This is a genomic window from Paenibacillus sp. RS8, from assembly GCF_041956825.1.
In the GTDB taxonomy this organism is placed as follows: Bacteria; Bacillota; Bacilli; order Paenibacillales; family Paenibacillaceae; genus Paenibacillus_AQ.
The window spans coordinates 186,398-205,422 of sequence record NZ_CP168131.1; the positions used below are offsets into that span (position 1 = coordinate 186,398).

Consider the following 19,025-nt stretch of genomic DNA (forward strand, 5'->3'; position numbering starts at 1 on the left):
ATTGACCCTATAATAGAATCTTGTCCTAAGGCCGCCAGATCCGGAAGTCATTCCAGTAGAGCGGTCTTTTATTATGTCTTGAGATTATGTAACGAAAAACCTTTTCCATATTGACTCAATTACTTGAATCAAATCCATACCAAAAAACCTCCCTCTCCATGACAGCATCCCATCACTTCGAAAGAGGCTTCCTAGTATCATTTTATCTTATACGACATTTCTTCTTTTTTCTGCAAGTCCGAAAGCTTGACCGTCTGACCTGCGTTCAATCTCGAATGTTCCGACGCGAATGCGATCAAATGGCTCTGCAGGGATGCCGTCGCCGAGGTCAAGCCTTGCGATGGATTGCTGTCAAATTGACGCACAATCCGCAGGAATGAGCTCACCATACGGTCATCGCCGCCTCCATGACCATCGCCTTCCACATTGCAGCCAATCTCAACCTTCTCACCCGATACATAGCGGTACAGCGTGAAGGATCCTTTGTCCATATCCCCGATGATCTCGCCTTGTGTTCCCATAATTTGAACCCGACGCGTGCCGCTCTGTGTCAGCCCTGACATGATGAACGATGCATTCGCTCCATTCTCGAACTCCATGTTGACTACCTGGTGATCCACGACATTATTATCGCAGCGATACACGCAGCGACCCCACGGTCCTTCCTTAAGCGCCTTCAAGATTCCCTCTTGCGACAAATCATTCGTCATATAGCGTGCCCAAGGGTGTTCCGGAGGCTGAATATATATTTTCATCGCCGAGAAAGCGCATTCCTTCTCAACCTCACAGCCGTTGATACAGCGATCCGCGGAGCCTTCCGGAGCGTTCTCCGGCCTGAAATGCAGTAATGATCCGTACGAGCTCACGCTTGTACACGGTTGATTCATAAGCCATGAGATGAGATCCAGATCATGGCATGATTTGGCCAGGATCATGGGACTCGTCTCCTCCGAATTGCGCCAATTCCCGCGGACATAACTGTGTGTCATATGCAGGTAGCCCACATTTTCGGTTAATTGAATCGTACCTATCGTTCCGAGTTCACCGTCTTCGATGCATTTTTTGATCCCAGACCAGAACGGGGAATATCGCAGGACATGGGTTACGACGAGCAGTCGCTTATACCGAAGCGAAGCTTGCTCCAATTCGATGCATTCTTCCATGGAAGGAGACATCGGCTTCTCTAGCATGACATGATAGCCTAGCTCCATCGCTTTCATCGCTGGTATATAATGCATCCGATCGAGCGTAGCAATTATCATCACGTCCGCAATTTGACCCTGATCAAATACTTTCTCCCAAGAATTGTAGACATGCTCTGGAGCAATTCTATGAATCTCTGCAAATCGATTTCTACGTTCATCATCCGGCTCAGCTACGGCAACAATCTTTAATTCATTCGGAAACTTCTCCGCGTAGGGCCCATAAATATATCTCCCTCGACTGCCAGCGCCAAGTAATACAGCTGTTAATGTTCTCAAGACTATTCCTCCTCTTGCGCACCTAATGTACTTCCATTGTAAGGCGGTAGGAACGGAGGCAAAAGAGATCGTTACTGACATTTCATATACTTTTATTGACCTTGATTCTGTATATGGGTCCTTGTCATACGGAAATCTTGCGGCGTTGTTTCGTTCTGCTTCTTGAAGAAGCGAATAAATGCAAGCGCTGAGTTGTACCCCAGGGCAGCAGCAATTTCATTCACTTTCATCGATGTGTTGAGCAGCATATTTTTTGCGATCAGGTTACGATAGTCGTTCACATATTTAGATAACCCTATTCCAGTGATTTGCTTATAAAGCCGGGACAAATACGATGGATTCAAGCTCACGTAATCAGCCAGCGCATTTAAGGAAATATCAGTGGAAATATGTTCTTCAATATATCGATGTACCTTATTCACGACCTCTGTCGGCAATTGCGTACCCCGCAGCGCATTCCATTCGAAGAAGCACTCCGCCATTTGCGAGAAGTATTGAATCAGCTCCGACCATGATGCGGAATCTCCATAGCGATATAACTTATCCAAATCCATCAGCGTATTGATGTAATCCCGAATTTCCCCATTCTTATGGATATAGAACAGAAAAATAGCTGAAAGCGAATGATACAGTTCGATCTTCCGCTCATTCGGCGACTCCTTATCATTCCAAATGAACATTAGTTCGGCATACAGCTTGTTGAATTGCTCCCGATGATTATTCTCGAGACAAGACATCAGCAATTGAACACGGGCGTGATAGAAGGCATCGTGGTAGTTCCCACTCAGATCACCGTTCACTTCTCTTTGAATGTCTTTATCAGTCAATATGACCTCATTAAATAATCCATGTCCTTGTACCAGGCCGTATTTGATCGAGTGGAACCGATCAGATATGTTATCCCATGTCGTTGCTTCACTTCCAAGAAGGAAAGAAACCGATAAACTCAGCAACCTCTTGCAATTTCCCTGCACAGTCTCCAGAATACCGCTCGTATACCGATGAGCTCTGATCCAATCCTGATCCCCATATTCGATAGACGATCCATCCGGGATTTTCGGTTGAATCATCCAGACGATTTTGGATAACTCGAATACAACGGAATAACATCTGACCTGCGTGGACAAATACTCATCGCAAATGTTCTGTACGGCGTAAGTCAACAATGCTTTATCCGGCGTCGTGAACATTTCTTTCCATGCGTCTACCCTGCCTATGAGCAAGTAAACCGGCAATGTCGCATCAAGCCGGATATCGATTTCTTTGAACGCCTGCTTTAATTGGCTATCCGATACATGCTTGCCTTGAAAGAGCTCCCACACATACTCTTTTTGCAGGGAGGGCAATGCCAGTCTCATTTTGGATTGCGCTCTAGCGATCATCTGTTCTTGGTTATTTTCTTCTTCAATTTTCTCAATCGCCCGTTCTACGGACTGAATAATTTTCTCATCACTTTCGACCTTCAGAATATAATCGAACCCACCGTACGTAATTGCGCTCTTTGCATAATGAAAATCATTATATCCTGTTAAGAAAATAACTTTGCAGGCCGGCCACTGGGATTTGATTTCCCGAAGCAGTTCAATCCCTTCCAGTCCAGGCATCTTAATGTCGGAAATCACGATATCAATACGATGATGAGAAAGTACCTCCAGTGCTTCTTCACCTGAATATGCCTTCATAACCTCGAGTTGCAAATGATCGGTCTCATTGAATAGCTCCAGAAGACCATCGACAATAATGGGAAGATCATCGACGATTAGCAGTCGGTACATGCTGATTCCTCCTCTAGTTCGTGCTCAGATTGATTTTTACTTGAAGTCCACCAAGAGCAGAACGTGACACGGTAATGCCATATTCCTCACCGTACCGCAGTTGTATTCTGCGATGCACATTTATGATTCCGGTTGTTTCCTCCATCCGAATCGTGGATTGACGCAGTCGCTTCTGAAGCTGTTCGATCTCCGCATCGGAGATGCTTCGGCCATTATCTTCGACATAGATGGAGAATACATCGCCCACCCGCTCACAATGAACCCATAGCTCACCCTGCTGAATCATATTGCCCAAGGCATGCTTATAAGCATTTTCGATGATCGGCTGCAGAATCAGCCTCGGCACGAAGAGATCGGGAACATCACCTTCGAACTTGACTTGAATACGATCTCCGTAACATATGGTTTGCATGTCTACATACGTGCGAGAATGATTGACCTCCAGCCCCAGCGGAATATCATCCTCGTCATCGCGAGTAATAAACTGAAAATATTGTCCGATGTACAGGCAGAATTGATAAGCCTTTTCCTTCTGATTCTCAGATTTAATTAACCGGCACAATACAAAAAAACAATTATATAAAAAATGAGGATTAATTTGCGATTGTAATCGTTTCAGCTCGGAACGCTGGTTCCTGATTTGCTGCTCGTAATTTTCCTCGATTAGTGTTTTCAAGGATCGGATCGTATTATTAAAAGCTTGGTACAAATACCCGAACTCATCAGCTCCACGATCGATCACGATCGGTTCCAGCCTATTCTGCTGAACGCGCCGAAAGGAATGCACAAGTTTCATTAATGGCCGATAGATAAATCGTAATAGAAAGTAAGAGAAGAAAACGACAATACCCACAGCTAGCGCGCAAGCCCACCAGAACAATGTTCGATAGATCTCAAGAGAACCCAAAATCGTCTCTTCGGGAATGCACATAATCGAATAGGAATTCCAGAGACTGGAGTATTTATATACCGTAAGAAACCGTTTACCATTATACATAATCGTTTCGTATCCTTCGTTTTTTTGCAATTCCCGCTTATCTGCAGCGAAGGATTTCATTTGTTCCAGCAGTTCCGGATCCATGTTACTCTCGATCTCCCAACCACGTTCCAGATTGAGCAATACGCTCTGTCCACCACGCGAGCTGCCGATTTGAGATAACGTTTCTCTGATTTTGGTAGTCGATAATTCAACCGCTACGATATAAATCGGATTTTTAACGGTATTAATGGGATATTGCATGGAAATAAATAACCGATCGTTCCAGTAAATGAAAGGTTCTTCGTATAATCTCTTGTTTTGCTGCATAGAAGCATATTCCTGCTTATTCATCGAGGTTTCAAATTTATTGCTAAGAATCGTTCGGTCGATAAGAGGGATATACGCCCTTGCTTCTTGAATAAATGGACTTGAGTTCTTCATCAATTCAAGCCGTCTTTGGATATCTAATATTTTTTGCGCACGATCGTAATAACTCATGTAATTGCCTGTAGTTGCTATTTCCATCAAGTCTTTGTCCATCACATAGTTCGGCAAATAACGGCTGATCCGGTCTGCTTCCTTGTCTAGTGAATCCAGATAGAAGCGAGTCGTATTTAGAATTGACTCGGAAATTTCACTCCGAATATTGTCCGAGCCCTTCTCATTAATCAACCAGGTAATCGCCATGAGCGGAAACAAGGCTGCCAGAAAGGCAGCCATTATTTTCTGGAATATAGAGGAATCTTTAATCAAGAATCGGATTTTCATCGTTTGTTCTCCTGCAATGCAATGTCTTAGTTTGAGTGCCCTATTTTATTCTTTGACACTCCCCATCACAATTCCTTTAATGAAGAACCGCTGCAAGAACGGATACACGATTAGAATCGGAAATGCTGCTACGAAAATTTGAGCGGCTCTGCTCGTACGATCGGACAATTTGAGCATTAATTCTGCCCTCTCAGGTTTAATAAAGCGGAAATCCATTTTGATAATGATCGTCTGCAGGAAGGTCTGCAGCGGATAATTCTCGGGATGATTCATGTAAATCATACCGTCAAACCAGCTATTCCAATGCCCCACCATGGTGAAAAGACCTGTCGTTGCCAATGCCGGCAACGATAGCGGCACATATATTTTCCATAAGGTAGTAAATTGACCCGCCCCATCGAGCAGCGAAGATTCCTCAAGTTCTTTGGGCAGACTGCGATAGAAATTCAGCAGCAGAATAACGTTGAACACCGTGACCGCTCCTGGCAGGACCAAAGCCCAGATCGTATCGAGCATCCCAAGGTTCTTCACGGTTAAATAGTTTGGAATAAGCCCGCCACTGAATAAAATCGTGAATACGAAGAACCATGAATAGAAGGTCCGCAGCCGAAATTGGCGAGAATCTTTGGATAATGGATAGGCCGTGATAATCGTCAGGAACATGCTGATTGTCGTTCCCATAAGGACCCGCTGAATCGATACCCAGAATGCACGTAAATATTCAGGTTTTCCAAATACGTTAGCATAAGCAGCCGTTGTGAATTCAACTGGCCACAGGATGACTTTTCCGGCGGATGCTGCCTGCCCGGAGCTGAACGAGAGCGCCAAAATATGAATAATAGGCATGAGGCATAACAAAGATACGGATGCCAGAGAAATGAAATTACATATCAAAAACAATTTCCTTCCGAATGATCTGTTAGTACGCACGATGTATCTCCCTTCTGGATTACCGACGATTGCATTAGAAAATGCGGTAATTCGCTACACGATAGGCTAAGATATAGGACATAGATACGAATACGAAAGAGATGACTGATTTCAGTAGTCCTACGGCCGTAGCGAAACCGAACTGTGCTTGCTCAATCCCCATACGATATACGAAGGTATCGATAATATCCGCGCTCTCATAGACCGGAGGACTGTATAGATTGAAGATTTGATCAAATCCGGCATTCAGTACATTCCCGATACTAAGCGTAAACATGAGAACGATAATAGGAAGCATCCCCGGCAGCGTCACATGTAACGTCTGCTTAAAGCGTCCTGCGCCGTCGATCTCCGCTGCCTCGTACAGTGACGGATTAATACCGGTAAGCGCAGCCAGATAGACAATCGTACCAAATCCGAACTCTTTCCATACATCCGATATGACCATGACATAAGGGAACCATTTATTGTCTCCCAGGAAAAAAACAGGGTCGATACCAAACAAGCCAAGCACTTGATTGAGAATACCGGAAGATGGAGACAATACATCGATTAGAATACCGCTTAACAAGACCCATGATAGAAAATGCGGCAAGTACACGAGTGTCTGGAAGGTCCGTTTGACCCATTCTTTCCGCAGCTCATTCAGCAGTATCGCTATGGTGACCGGAACGACCATGCCTGCTACAATTTTCATCACCGCAATGTATACTGTATTGAAGAATATCCGGCCGATATCGGGGTAATCCATCAGTAACTGAAAGTTTTTAAGACCAATAAATGGTGAGCCGAACAACCCTTTATTCGGTACGTATTTCTGAAAGGCCATCGTAATGCCGGCCATCGGGATATAACTGAAGATGAGGACCAATACGATCCCAGGAACCAACATCAAGTGAAGCGGCCACTCCCTTTTCCACATACGCGTTAATACATTCATGCCATCCACCTCGCTATAGGACTAAAAATGAAGAACTAGGTTAAAGAAAAGAGAGGTCGTTTGTGTCCAACCCCTCGATTCTCCTGCTATCATTGTTTGTTAGTCGCGTACCATTCATTGACTTCTTTGGTCATTTCGTCGCCGCCAAGCTTTTTCCACTCTTCCACGAATTTATCGAATTCATCCACGGATACTTGATTCATCATAATCTTGAAGTATACTTCATCCCGCTTCTTCTTCAGGATTTCTTGTCGATCTGCCATGGTTGGAGTCGGTGCACCGTAGAATTTGTTCTGTAAGTACTGTTTATTGTTCTGAATTTCTGGAACAAGTGAATATGCGCCTTTTGGGCCTGAAATCAGATATTCCCACCACATGTTGATATCGGTACCGTCAACATACTTCATGGCACGCTCGTAACGAGTTTTTTGATCTTTCGTCTCCAAAATGCTCTCGTCTTTATTCTCAATCGCTTTTGGCAATATTTCACCGTTATTATCCTTTTGTTTACCAACACGAAGCGGGCTTAGAAGCCAGTAGTTGTTGCCTTTCTCCTTCAGGTCTTTACCATACTCATACACTTTCTGTTCTGGCGTCGGATGATTATCCACGACAATCCAATGGTTCAGCAATTTAATAACGCCTTCCGGATGCTTCGCTTGCTTGGAGATAACATAATATTCGTCAACACCCAAACCTATCTGCGATAGTGCAGGTTCGCTATCCACCGATGGAATCGGGAATACGCCCCACTCTTGTACGACTTTACCATCCTTTACTGCGCCTTTAGCGAGCTGAGCCGGTACCCAAGACTGGCCGTATACGATACCTGCGTTGTTGTTATAGAGGAGCTCTGCTGCTTTCTCCACATCTTTAACGACGAACTCAGGATCAATTAATCCTTTCTTGAACATTTCCTGCAGCGCCTTAAGTGCGTCTTTCACTTGAGGCTGAATGTCACTGTTGACCAAATTGCCATTTCCGTCTTCCATCCAAAGATTTTCATAAGCATGGTAACTATTCAAGAATGCTATTAGTCCTGTAACAGCTGTGGACTGGTTGTTAAATGGATCTTTGCTAATTACAATTCCATACGGTTTCCCAGTGCCGCCTGGATCTTTTGTTTTGAACGCTTCGGCGATCGTCAAGAGATCTGCCATCGTCTTCGGTTCCGGCAGGTTCAATTTCTTCAGCCAGTCCGTGCGTACATAGAGGAACTGATACTGGTACGGATTATAAGAACTTGGAATCCCCATGAGTTTACCGTCGAAAGTGGCGGTCTTCAGTTGCATTCCGCCATCCATCGACAAGAATTTCTTCGTCTCATCCGTCGCATTCTTGTCATATACGTCCGTGATATCCATAATCATATCCGCTTCGGTCAGCTCTTTCAGCTGTGTAGCATTAACCTTCATGAAGTCCGGAAGATCATTGGAGGCGATGGACATCTTCACTTTTTCCTTGAATTGAACGTCATCGGCGGACACCCATTTATTCGTGAGCTTCACACCGATATCTTTCTCATACGCATCATAGACCGAGTTCTTCTCGAAGCTTTCGCCCTCATCGAATTTGAGATACTGATCGCTTGCCGAAACTGTTGAAACTTCAATCACTTCATTTTTTTGTTCCACAGGTGTCTCAGGCTGCTTCTCAGGCTGCTTCTCCCCTTCATTTGTGGTTTTGCCGCATGCCGTGATAGTTAAACTTAGGATCAATGCGACGATCAGAAGTATTCTACTTTTTTTCTTCATATTACCCCTCCACATTGTCTCAAAATAGGTCGTGCATCTACTTCATGCAGCTTCTCTTCCTAGTTCTAGTATAGGAAAGGGAGTGATCCCCATCTATATACTAGTCTTTACTTTCGTATACACCTCTTGACTACCGTCAGGCTTGCCCCTAGAACGCACAAGAGAGGGGGAGTCTCCCCTAGGTTAGGTTGACTCCCCCTTCGCTTCGTTGAAACGTTACCGTGTAACAACTCGAATATTCAGCTCCCACGATATTTGACAAGAGCTGATGCGCCGCTTCTTGCTTCATTTTCAATTCTTCATTTTTCGATAAACTTAAGCGCACGTTCAGATTGATAATCAGCTAAACCTTTTGCGAATTGTTGATCGGGAAATCCTCTGTGCTGTAGCTTTAAACCCGCTGAAGTTAATGATATATGGTGATGCAATTGATAAAATAACAGCCTATCCGGATCAAGCTTATCGTTCTTAAGATACCGATAGAAATCTCCAAATCGCATCTCCAAAAAACTATGCTCGTGCTCAATATCAAAGAACGCTGCTCCTTCGATATCGATCAAAAAGGGTTCCAGCTTATCATTAACCAATACATGGTCAGGACCCATTTCCCCGTGAATAAATCCGTACTGCTGTCTGGGCTTAATTCTTGATTCTAACTCATGCAACTTGTCGAGCAGTTTACTTTGATTAGACCCGATCTTCGCTATATATTGAGAGGCATAAGCTAGCTGTACTTTCGCATTTGCCATTTGTAAGAAATGACATTGTTCTGAGATGATCTCGTTAGCATTCGCTTTCCCAAAGATACGCCTTTCGTTGGTATGCATAGTAGTAAGCATGTCCCCTAGCCGCTGAAACACTTTATCTTGAACACGTAAATCAGCATGATGAAAATAGTCTTCTGCCTTACGTCCATCTATATATTCAACGAGCGCATAATCAAATGGGTAACGATCTTTTTCCTTATTTAGATCATAAAGTGCAGGGGTCTGAATTCCATGTTGTATTAAGAACTTATTGTTTAATTCAAATAAGTCACTTCCATAGGATCGTTCATTTATATCTTCATTGGCTTTTTCTTCTTCAAAATAATTCATGGAAAGATCCCACACATACAAAACGCAGGAAAATCCATTACTGCACTCCATCTTGTAGACCACCTTTTGTGCGCCACCATGCATTCGCGAAACAGAAGTAACTAAATAACTGCTTCCAAAAACCCGTCCAATATAATCCTGCAAATCAGCCTGATCGAGATGACAAGTAACGTCCATTTACAACACTCCATTTATTAGGTTTTGCCGGCTTCACAATAGTAAATAAAATCCAGCCAAAAGTATAGACTTTTTCTTTATGATCAATTATGATGTTGAATAAGGTCTTGAAAAAAATAAGCATACAAAAAGCCTTTGGATTTTAATCCAAAAGGCTTTTTTTTGATGAAAAAATCACCTATTCAATCATTGATCTTGCTAATAAAACCATCTGCTTCCTAGACAATCGAAAGCTATCCACCTCAATATAAGTACCATCTTGCACCCAACGCAAACATCCTCCTTGTGTTCCATAATCATACCTTGCTTCAATTCCGTTCAAATAAACAACCTCACCACTCGTATCAAATTTAAAGTCCTCTTCTATAACTGTGGTCGTACTTGTTTTCCTAAGAATATCAATTATTGTTTCAGATCGCTTACTTCGGTACCCTATCGCTTTATGCTGTTCAATCCCAAACAGATACGTACTTCCTGATTTATCAAAGTAATGGAGTCTAACCTTTTTAATTAGTTGGTCAGTATCTAGAGGAAATGGCTCCTTGATTTCAACCTTCCAATCTGTTAAGCAGTAGTGTGGAGTAAACAGCTTGAAATCCGTTGCACTTTTTAATTGATCTAATCCAATATGCGCGAAAGCTATTTTAGGAATTAACAACGATATTATTGTTAAGAACAAAATTAAAATCCGTTTTTTCAGAACCAGCACCTCCCATGCGTTTATCCGTGTAGGATTCCCATTAATGAGGGCTTTATCAACGAAAAGAAGCTACCCAGTGTGCAGGTAGCTTTCTTGTCTACAACTCTTATTGAGTAATCGTTTCCCTTAATAGCTTTATGATACAGTTCACTAGACGATCTAAATCTTTCTTCTAACAGGAATCCAAACCTCACATATCGATTCTTCCTGTGTATCATCCATCCAGAAGTATTTTTCCATACATGGACCTTCTACTTGTTCAAATCCTACCGAGGGGAACCATTCTGAGTAAATTCGCCTCCAAACATTTTGGATTTCCAATCCAATTTCCGAGTCATCTGGAATTGATTCACGGCTATCAAATACCGCATAGGTTTGACCCGGGACATGAAGAGTAACAAGCCCTTCTGTTACTTCTTTACCATCAGGCAGATCGGTCCCCATTAAATAACGTTTGGTTCCATCTTCCCTAAAGTCGAAATAATAGCCATACAGTAGTGAACCTGAGGGTTTCCCAACCAAATCATTAATCCGATCATGTGTCCCATCTTTCCAAATCCCCTCTACAAAAATAGGTATTTCTGTATAGGCATCCTTTTGAATAATAACGTCCTTTCCGATAATCGTTGAAGCCTGTTCTTCCACAATTCGATAGTTCATTTCAGTTTCTCCTTTAATCTGAATTTGAAAGGAGATTCGAGGAAAAGATTTAAGCTTCACATTCTTTTTCTTCGCCATGTGCGGCGTCACCCCATGCATTCGTTGAAAAGCTTTAGCGAATGCTTCTGGGGTCTCATAACCATAATTTAGCGCAATATCGATGACCTTATTATCTGTTCCTGCTAACTCCTCGGCTGCTAGCGTAAGACGCCTGTTTCGTACATATTCAGTAACCGTAAATCCGGTTAAAGCATGAAACATACGTTGAAAATGAAATTTCGATGTCATTGCAGCCGTAGCAATGTCTTCGATCTCAATGGCGGAGTTCAGATTGTGTTCCACGTAATCTATCGCTTGCTGTAGCAGCCTAATCGTCTCCAAGACCTCATCTCCTTTCCATTTCATTGTAGAGAAACCGATAAATCTATTCCTGACCCGGAATGCTTTGATTTGTCCAAAAAATTCCTGTTATCTATGATAAGGTTCACTTTATCATCTAAAGAGCAAAACAAAAAGCACCCGTTTGGGTGCCTTTTGTTTATGGGAGTGATTTTTTCCTACAGTATAAATACTCGTTACTCTATGTCTAAGGAAAAATCAAGACTGATGTTTAGCATGCGCAAGATCATGAGTAATGCCTCAGATCTCGTAGCATTAGCATTTGGTTTAAACAAACCGTCAACAGTTCCCTTTACGATCCCCATATCAGATAACATATTTATCTCAGCCTCTGACCAATGACCGAGAATATCCTTGAACTTAGTCTCTTTTGCTAAATTGGGGTTAATGACTGCAGCAAGCATAGCCGCTATTTCTGCTCTACTAATAGAATTATTCGGTTTAAATGTTCCATCCGAGTAACCGTTGGTAATGCCACTAGCCTTTAATCCGGCTATTGCATCTGATGCCCAATGATCCTTAACATCTTTGAAATTGGATGGGTCTTTAGCTTCTAAACCAAGCGCTTTTAATAGCATGGTCGCAAATTCTGCTCTTGTTACCGTAGCATCCGCATGGAATGAGCCGTCGCTGTACCCCGTAATAATTCCAAGTCTAGTTGCTACTTCGATTGCTTTAGCGTTTGGTGAGTCCTTAGAGACATCCTTGAATGCTAGCGCAGGTGTAGATTTTGCCTTTTCTACAATAGCCTTAACAACTTCAAGATCAACCTTTTCGTTGAAGAATGGCGCTGGGGTCGGTGTTGTTATTGGCGCTGCTGTTGGCGCTGTCGTTGGTGCTGTTGTTGGTGGTTCTGTTGTTGGCGTTGGCGTCGCTGTTGGCGTCGGCGTCGCTGTTGGCTTTGGCGTCGCTGTTGGTGTTGGTGTTGGTGTCGCTGTTGGCGTTGGCGTCGCTGTTGGCGTTGGCGTCGCTATTGGCGTTGGCGTCGCTGTTGGCGTTGGCGTCGCTGTTGGCATTGGCGTCGCCGTTGGCGTTGGCGCCGCTGTTGGTGTTGGCGTCGCTGTTGGCATTGGCGTCGCCGTTGGCGTTGGCGTCGCCGTTGGCGTTGGCGTCGCTGTTGGTGTTGGCGTCGGTATTATCGGTTGATTAAACACTTTAATTTCTTGAAGATCAGGACCCGTGCTGCCATCTTCTCCAACTGCATGGATCACAATCTGAATGTAGCGCTTGGAGATCTCTTTCGGAAAAGAGACTGAATCTGTCGTATAGCCATTATATTGTCCATCCGTATGGACAAGGCTAGCGTAAGTCGTGCCTGTGACTGTTTCAAACGGTCCAGTCACGCTGTCGCTGACCTTCACTTCGTAGGATTGCAGATAGACGGTATCGACAACAAGGATTTCATTATATGTCGCGCCTGCATTCATATCTAGTGTGATTGTCCAAGGTGCATCGAATTGACTGCCAATCCAGCCAGTCTCCAATAAATCGTCAGTCAAATGGCCGGTCTGACCGCTGGTGGTTCCTTTATCGACTGTAACCGGTACACCATATGCCAGGTTAGTGCTGTCTTCATTAACGATGATGGTTCTCTTTACCGCGACAGCTTCATTGCCTGCGGTATCAGTGGCATCATAGCGAATGGTATACCGACCCGCAACAGACGTATCGATAGCCGGGAGCTGGACATTGTTCAAGCTGTAAGTGACTTTGGCTGTCAGATCGATGTCGACATTATCAGTTACTATTACACCAGGATCATGGAAGGACGTACCATTCCTAACCAGCACGGTTGAAGCACCGTTAAGCGTAATGACCGGTTTTTCCGTATCGATGGCGGGACTTGAATATTCGTCAAGCTCAGGACTCTGCAAGACCTGCGAGGCGTAGGATGTATAAGCTTTGCCGCTCGGAAGATAAGCGATGCCATAGAGACTGTACTGCATATTATTCAGCAATGTCTCGAATTCGGACGCAGCTACAGTACCGTTCGATAAATGATCACTGTTAATGCGATAGACATTATAATTAAATTGTCCAAGTGCATATAGATGGCCGGCAGGACTTATCGTTATACCTAGCACAGATGTTGGAAGTCCTTGAATGACCGATGTCGCAGCCGTTGCTCCTGGCGCAAGCTTGTAAATGCCTTTACTTGTGTAGTCCGTGAAATAAAGGTTGTCTGTGGCATCAAAAGCCATGCCGTATACAAAATTAAAGCTCGTATTGTAATATACGGTGCCGCTATTCGCGGGAAGAGGAAAATTGACGAGTGCGCTTTTGTTGATTTTATAAATATTTTTATCATATCCGTCAGTCGTGAAGAACAGATCTCCGGCTTGGTTCAAGGCGACGGTCATAACAACACCTCTATCCAGCACTTTCGTGACCGCTCCCGTCTCGACCGAAATGCGATAGATGCCGCCCGGATCTCGCTGAGCTACATAAATATAGCCGTCATGGTAAGCGAGTGCTCTTGCATTTTGAATCGAAGCACTTATAAATTCGCTAGGAGATAGAGAATCGGGAGCCTCCGAAGCCTTGGCTGCGGGAAGGCTTACAAATAGAATTATCAATGTCATTAATAAAGATAAAAAACGTTTCATAAAGGAGATCCCTCCTCTTTCAAGTTGTAAAATAGATTAATGCTACTCTAGCAAACCGTGCTGAGCTGCCCTCATGCAACCACAGCTTGGCTTGCAGAAAATCATAATCCTCATAGTTTCTGGCGACAGAGCATGGGGATTATACGGTCTCCCCTGTATACTTTTCTAGCGCTTCATATAGCCCCCTTTTATGTGCGCGTTTAACGATTAGACCAAAGATACTACGCTGTATCCAGAGTGGAATGCCAGCGATGAGCGTATTTTGTAGTAATAACACTAAAGCGGTGTGTGCAAGCAATTTAGGATTACCTTTTGCATCAGTTAAACCATCCTCCATTAGCCCGTAATGAATACGAACAGACTGCTCGAACTGACTTGGTGGTGTTAATCGTACACGGAATACAACCGGATCATCGTCATTATTCGTAAAAGTATGTGGTGTCTTCATCGGGGCAATACGACGTTCGCCCGCTACTAGAATGTGGTTTGTTTTGCCTAATGTTACCGTGAGCTTGCCAGAAATCACTTCAAATTCTTCTTCAAAACGATCATGAATATGTAGTGGAGGACCCTTGCCATGTGGGGGGAGTGCAACTTCAATTAATAAGTATTCACCCTTCGTATCCTTTGCTGTTTCTATAAACGTAATTTGTTCACCCGTAACTCGATTAGTTACCGTTTGTTCCACACACGCTCACTCCTTGGGTTAATCATTTATAAAATGAACTAAAAGGCCAAGCTGCCACTTTAAGCCTCAATTCTTTCAATAATAGAGAATAAATAAATTGTCGAATAGTGAGTGCTGTCATCACTTTGTCATATGACAATATGGATTTTTATGTAATAAAAAAGAATAACCACTCAAAGTAAGCGACATAGTGCACGCTTCACACAGAACCGCGGGCATACAGCAATGAATTGCAATTTAATAGGGCACCCCTTGGATGCCCTGTTATCTATTAATCGTAGATGAAACTTTAAAGAACTTTTTTCTCTTCAATGTCTTCCAATGAGATTGAAGTAATATTGCTGCTTTAGTAACTCTTTTGAGCGATCATCTTCATTAGAATCGTTACCGCCTCTGCTCTTGTTGCCTTATCATTAGGAGCGAATTCGTTATTGCCTTTCCCGGATACAAGGCTAAGATTCTTCAATGCCGCTACCTGCCCCTTCGCCCAATTTGGAATTCGAGCGTCATCCACAAAACTGGTTACAGCACTGTCTTCCACCTTCAATGCTAATGCTTTGACGATCATCACAGCCATCTCTGTGCGTGTAATTTCTGCATCTGGATGGAAACTGCCATCCGAATAGCCTTTAACAATGCCTAATTGTACAGCTTGCTCTACCGCTTGCTGCGCCCATATGCCAATCTTCACCGAATCGGTAAACTTCAACTTCTCAGCATCTATTTGCGGCTTCAACGCCTTCATTAACATAACTACAAATTCCTCACGGGTTACGACGCCATTAGGTTTGAACATGCCATTCACATAACCGTTCACGATTCCGCTCTGTGCCGCTTTAATAATCTCAGACGCTGCCCAGTGACCCGTAATATCGCTAAATGTCAGTTGATCCGATCCGGACTGTTCCTTCTCTTTGCTTACAGCCATCACAGCAAACTTTGTAAAGTGATCGACTCCCACAGTGATCTTATTGCCGTCTGCCTTGCCGCCGTCAATTTGCACCCACACTTTCTTCACTTCGTCATAGTAGAATACAACTGGTCGCTGCTCCTTCTTCAAACCTGCCTCATCGAAAACAAAGGTCAGTGTTACTGATTTGGTAAAATTATTCGTAACGTTTTTCAATATTTCGTAAACCGGACTGATTAGAACTTGTCGATCAGATAGAAGATCTTTCGTGTCGGTCAATCTCTCTATCGTGATTATTAATTCTTTATCTGAAGCACCTGCCGGAATGACAACAGTCACCTCCCCCGGCAGACTCAATTCGCCTGTGCTTCCTACTGGCACCACTAATGTGCCATTCGTTGAGGTCACTTTTCCACCACTATTACCTGTATTACTTGAACTGCCACCTTCACTGATCACTGCCGCCTCACGCGTCAATGTTACCGTGTAAGTCTTCGTCGCCTTACCATCTACCGCCGTTACCTCTATAGTAATTGGGTTTACTCCTTCAGCTAATGCAATTGCATCCGAAGCTGCCCCGCTTGTTACCGCCGTGCCATTTACCTTAACCGACGCTCCGGCTTCCGCTAACGTTGGCGTTGCCGTTATACTACTCACACTATTCGCCACGCTCGCTGTGTAGCTGGTCGTACCCGATGCAAACGTAGGAGTTAAGTTCCCACTCGACAGCGTCAGGCTACTTATATCAGCGTTCGTGCTCAGCACTGGCGCCTCCCGTGTCAATGTTACCGTATAAGTCTTCGTCGCCTTACCATCTGCCGCCGTAACCTCTATACTGATTGGGTTTGCTCCTTCAGCTAATGGAATCGCACCCGAAGCTGCTCCGCTCGTTACCGTCGTGCCATTTACCTTAACCGACGCTCCGGCTTCCGCTACCGTCGGCGTTACCGTAATGCTACTCACACTATTCGCCACGCTCACTGTGTAGCTGGTCGTACCCGATGCAAACGTAGGAGTTAAGCTCCCACTCGACAGCATCAGGCTACTTATGTCTGCGTTCGTACTTAGCACTGCCGCCTCACGTGTCATTATTACCGTATAAGTCTTTGACGTTCCATCTGCTGCTATTACCTCTATAGTAATTGGGTTTGCTCCTTCAATTAATGCAATTGCATCCGAAGCTGCTCCGCTCGTTACCGTCGTGCCATTTACCTTAACCGACGCTCCGGCTTCCGCTACCGTCGGCGTTACCGTAATGCTACTCACACTATTCGCCACGCTCGCTGTGTAGCTGGTCGTACCCGATACAAACGTAGGAGTTAAGCTCCCACTCGACAGCGTCAAGCTACTTATGTCTGCGTTAGTGCTCAGCACTGGCGCCTCACGTGTCAATGTTACCGTATAAGTCTTCGTCGCCTTACCATCTGCCGCCGTAGCCTCTATAGTAATTGAGTTTGCTCCTTCAGCTAATGGGATCGCACCCGAAGCTACCCCGCTTATTACCGCCGTGCCGTTTACCTTAACCGACGCTCCTGCGTCCGCTAACGTCGGCGTTACTGTAATGCTGTACACACTATTCGCCACGCTCGCTGTGTAGCTGGTCGTACCCGATGCAAACGTAGGAGTTAAGTTCCCACTCGACAGCATCAAGCTACTTATGTCTGCGTTAGTGCTATCCCCGAATTTCATAAGACGGTCAGCTACAAACGGAATCATCCAAACATTTTCCCCGTCATATACGCCGCCCATAAACGCATTATTATCTTTCTTAAAACCACTAGGCCAACTGTTGTATCCCGTCATATCCCCTGTCGCGGCATTGACCTTCATTAACATGTTAGCGGATTGTGGAACCAGCCATATATTCGTACCATCATACACGCCGCCGGCAAAGCTTTCGCTCCCTTTTGTAAAGCCGCCAGGCCATCCGTTGTATCCGGTCATGACTCCAGTGGTCGTATTGAATTTAACCAGATGAGTTGCATTATTCGGTATCAACCAAATATTAATGCCATCGAAGACACTTCCAGCAAATGCGTTTGCACTTTTGGTGAACCCGCTAGGCCAATTGTTGAATCCAGTCATGTCTCCGGTTGCTGGATCAACCTTGATTAAACGATCGACCCCACTCGGAATCAACCATAAACTTGTGCCATCGAAAACAGAACCTTGAAACGGATAACTGCCAAGAACTGTCCCGCTTGGCCAACTATTATAACTGGTCATTGCTCCTGTCGTTGTATCAACCTTTACTAAACGACTACCGGAATAGGGGGTGAGCCATATATTAGTACCGTCAAAAGTGCCTCCAATATATAGCTCGCTACCTCTCGATCCGTCTGGCCAACTGCTATAACCTGTCATTACACCTGTAGTCGCGTTTACTTTGATGACCCGATCTGCACTATATGGAATTAGCCATATGTTAGTTCCGTCATAAACCCCGCCGGCAAAAGCATTACTTCCCTTAGAGAACCCGGCGGGCCAATTGCTATACCCTGTCATTTCTCCAGTGGACGGATTGACCTTCATCAACCGGTCGGCATTGTAGGGTATCATCCAAATACTTGTACCGTCATAAACGCCGCCGACAAAGGCAGATAATCCCTTTGAAAACCCACTTGGCCAGGCTTGGTATCCCGTAAAAGCGGTCCCCAGCACTTCGTTTTCAGGAATGTAGCCACTATATCCGAACCCGTCCTGATTAGAGATATTTGCAGCCACTGCAACGGCCGATATGCCGCCAATACCTGCCCCATACTTCCCCGAAAGTACACCTATTAAAAAAAGAATAATCAAAACCATAATTGCCAATTTGCTGCGTAGCCTTATCACTGTTCTTCCGTCCTTTCGCTTAGAGAATCGGTTGTTTTTTGGAAACCTTAACGTAATGCCACCAACCTATCCATTCTTAATCAAGCCGTTATCCTATCTCGATGTTATCTTGTACTATTGTTACATCCGATATGGTGATCAGTCTGTAACCCCGACTACAATTTACAAACGAATGGAGTCAAGTATATTTTTCTGGCGAAATTTCCATAATGGATTCTTACCTCCACGCAAATAAAAACTGGAACCCGTGATCCGGGTCCCAGTTTTTTGGTAGAGAATACTTATTAGAAGACGTCCTAGCATCAAATATTAATTGACATATAATT

General features: G+C 44.2%; 12 protein-coding genes. All 12 read right to left on the bottom strand.

All coding sequences use genetic code 11. The features are described 5' to 3' along the window. Nucleotides 1–197 precede the first annotated feature (197 nt). On the bottom strand, nt 198–1,481 hold the full coding sequence (locus ACDZ28_RS01915) for a Gfo/Idh/MocA family protein (RefSeq protein ID WP_042130755.1): 1,284 nt from the start codon (nt 1,479–1,481) through the stop codon (nt 198–200). Nucleotides 1,482–1,573: 92 nt separating this feature from the next. After that, complete coding sequence (locus tag ACDZ28_RS01920) at nt 1,574–3,256, bottom strand: response regulator (RefSeq protein WP_042130756.1); 1,683 nt, start codon at nt 3,254–3,256, stop codon at nt 1,574–1,576. 13 nt (nt 3,257–3,269) lie between these two features. Continuing rightward, nucleotides 3,270–5,003 (bottom strand): sensor histidine kinase, encoded by a 1,734-nt coding sequence (locus ACDZ28_RS01925; protein WP_042130758.1) that lies wholly within the window; start codon nt 5,001–5,003, stop codon nt 3,270–3,272. A gap of 45 nt (nt 5,004–5,048) precedes the next feature. Beyond that, nucleotides 5,049–5,933, bottom strand: a complete 885-nt coding sequence (locus tag ACDZ28_RS01930; RefSeq protein ID WP_042130759.1) for a carbohydrate ABC transporter permease — start codon at nt 5,931–5,933, stop codon at nt 5,049–5,051. 34 nt (nt 5,934–5,967) lie between these two features. Beyond that, nucleotides 5,968–6,873 carry a sugar ABC transporter permease gene (locus tag ACDZ28_RS01935; protein ID WP_197069713.1) on the bottom strand — a complete coding sequence of 302 codons (906 nt, stop codon included), beginning with the start codon at nt 6,871–6,873 and terminating at the stop codon, nt 5,968–5,970. Between the two features lie 89 nt (nt 6,874–6,962). Then, entirely contained in the window at nt 6,963–8,627 is a 1,665-nt protein-coding gene (locus ACDZ28_RS01940) for an extracellular solute-binding protein (RefSeq protein WP_375103904.1), read from the bottom strand. A 299-nt stretch (nt 8,628–8,926) separates the two neighbouring features. Then, nucleotides 8,927–9,856, bottom strand: a complete 930-nt coding sequence (locus ACDZ28_RS01945) for a phosphotransferase (protein ID WP_375105293.1) — start codon at nt 9,854–9,856, stop codon at nt 8,927–8,929. 223 nt (nt 9,857–10,079) lie between these two features. Further along, on the bottom strand, nt 10,080–10,559 hold the full coding sequence (locus ACDZ28_RS01950; RefSeq protein WP_375103905.1) for a hypothetical protein: 480 nt from the start codon (nt 10,557–10,559) through the stop codon (nt 10,080–10,082). Nucleotides 10,560–10,760: 201 nt separating this feature from the next. After that, complete coding sequence (locus ACDZ28_RS01955; protein WP_375103906.1) at nt 10,761–11,642, bottom strand: effector binding domain-containing protein; 882 nt, start codon at nt 11,640–11,642, stop codon at nt 10,761–10,763. A gap of 194 nt (nt 11,643–11,836) precedes the next feature. Continuing rightward, complete coding sequence (locus ACDZ28_RS01960) at nt 11,837–14,266, bottom strand: S-layer homology domain-containing protein (RefSeq protein WP_375103907.1); 2,430 nt, start codon at nt 14,264–14,266, stop codon at nt 11,837–11,839. A gap of 139 nt (nt 14,267–14,405) precedes the next feature. Continuing rightward, entirely contained in the window at nt 14,406–14,954 is a 549-nt protein-coding gene (locus tag ACDZ28_RS01965; RefSeq protein WP_042130764.1) for a cupin domain-containing protein, read from the bottom strand. Between the two features lie 346 nt (nt 14,955–15,300). Next, nucleotides 15,301–18,669 (bottom strand): cadherin-like beta sandwich domain-containing protein, encoded by a 3,369-nt coding sequence (locus ACDZ28_RS01970; RefSeq protein WP_375105294.1) that lies wholly within the window; start codon nt 18,667–18,669, stop codon nt 15,301–15,303. Nucleotides 18,670–19,025 lie beyond the last annotated feature (356 nt).

Coding starts and splice junctions, on each gene's coding strand:
- ACDZ28_RS01935 (WP_197069713.1), bottom strand. CDS start 6,873: ATGAATGTATTAACGCGTATGTGGAAAAGGGAGTGGCCGCTTCACTTG.
- ACDZ28_RS01960 (WP_375103907.1), bottom strand. CDS start 14,266: ATGAAACGTTTTTTATCTTTATTAATGACATTGATAATTCTATTTGTA.
- ACDZ28_RS01925 (WP_042130758.1), bottom strand. CDS start 5,003: ATGAAAATCCGATTCTTGATTAAAGATTCCTCTATATTCCAGAAAATA.
- ACDZ28_RS01920 (WP_042130756.1), bottom strand. CDS start 3,256: ATGTACCGACTGCTAATCGTCGATGATCTTCCCATTATTGTCGATGGT.
- ACDZ28_RS01940 (WP_375103904.1), bottom strand. CDS start 8,627: ATGAAGAAAAAAAGTAGAATACTTCTGATCGTCGCATTGATCCTAAGT.
- ACDZ28_RS01970 (WP_375105294.1), bottom strand. CDS start 18,669: ATGGTTTTGATTATTCTTTTTTTAATAGGTGTACTTTCGGGGAAGTAT.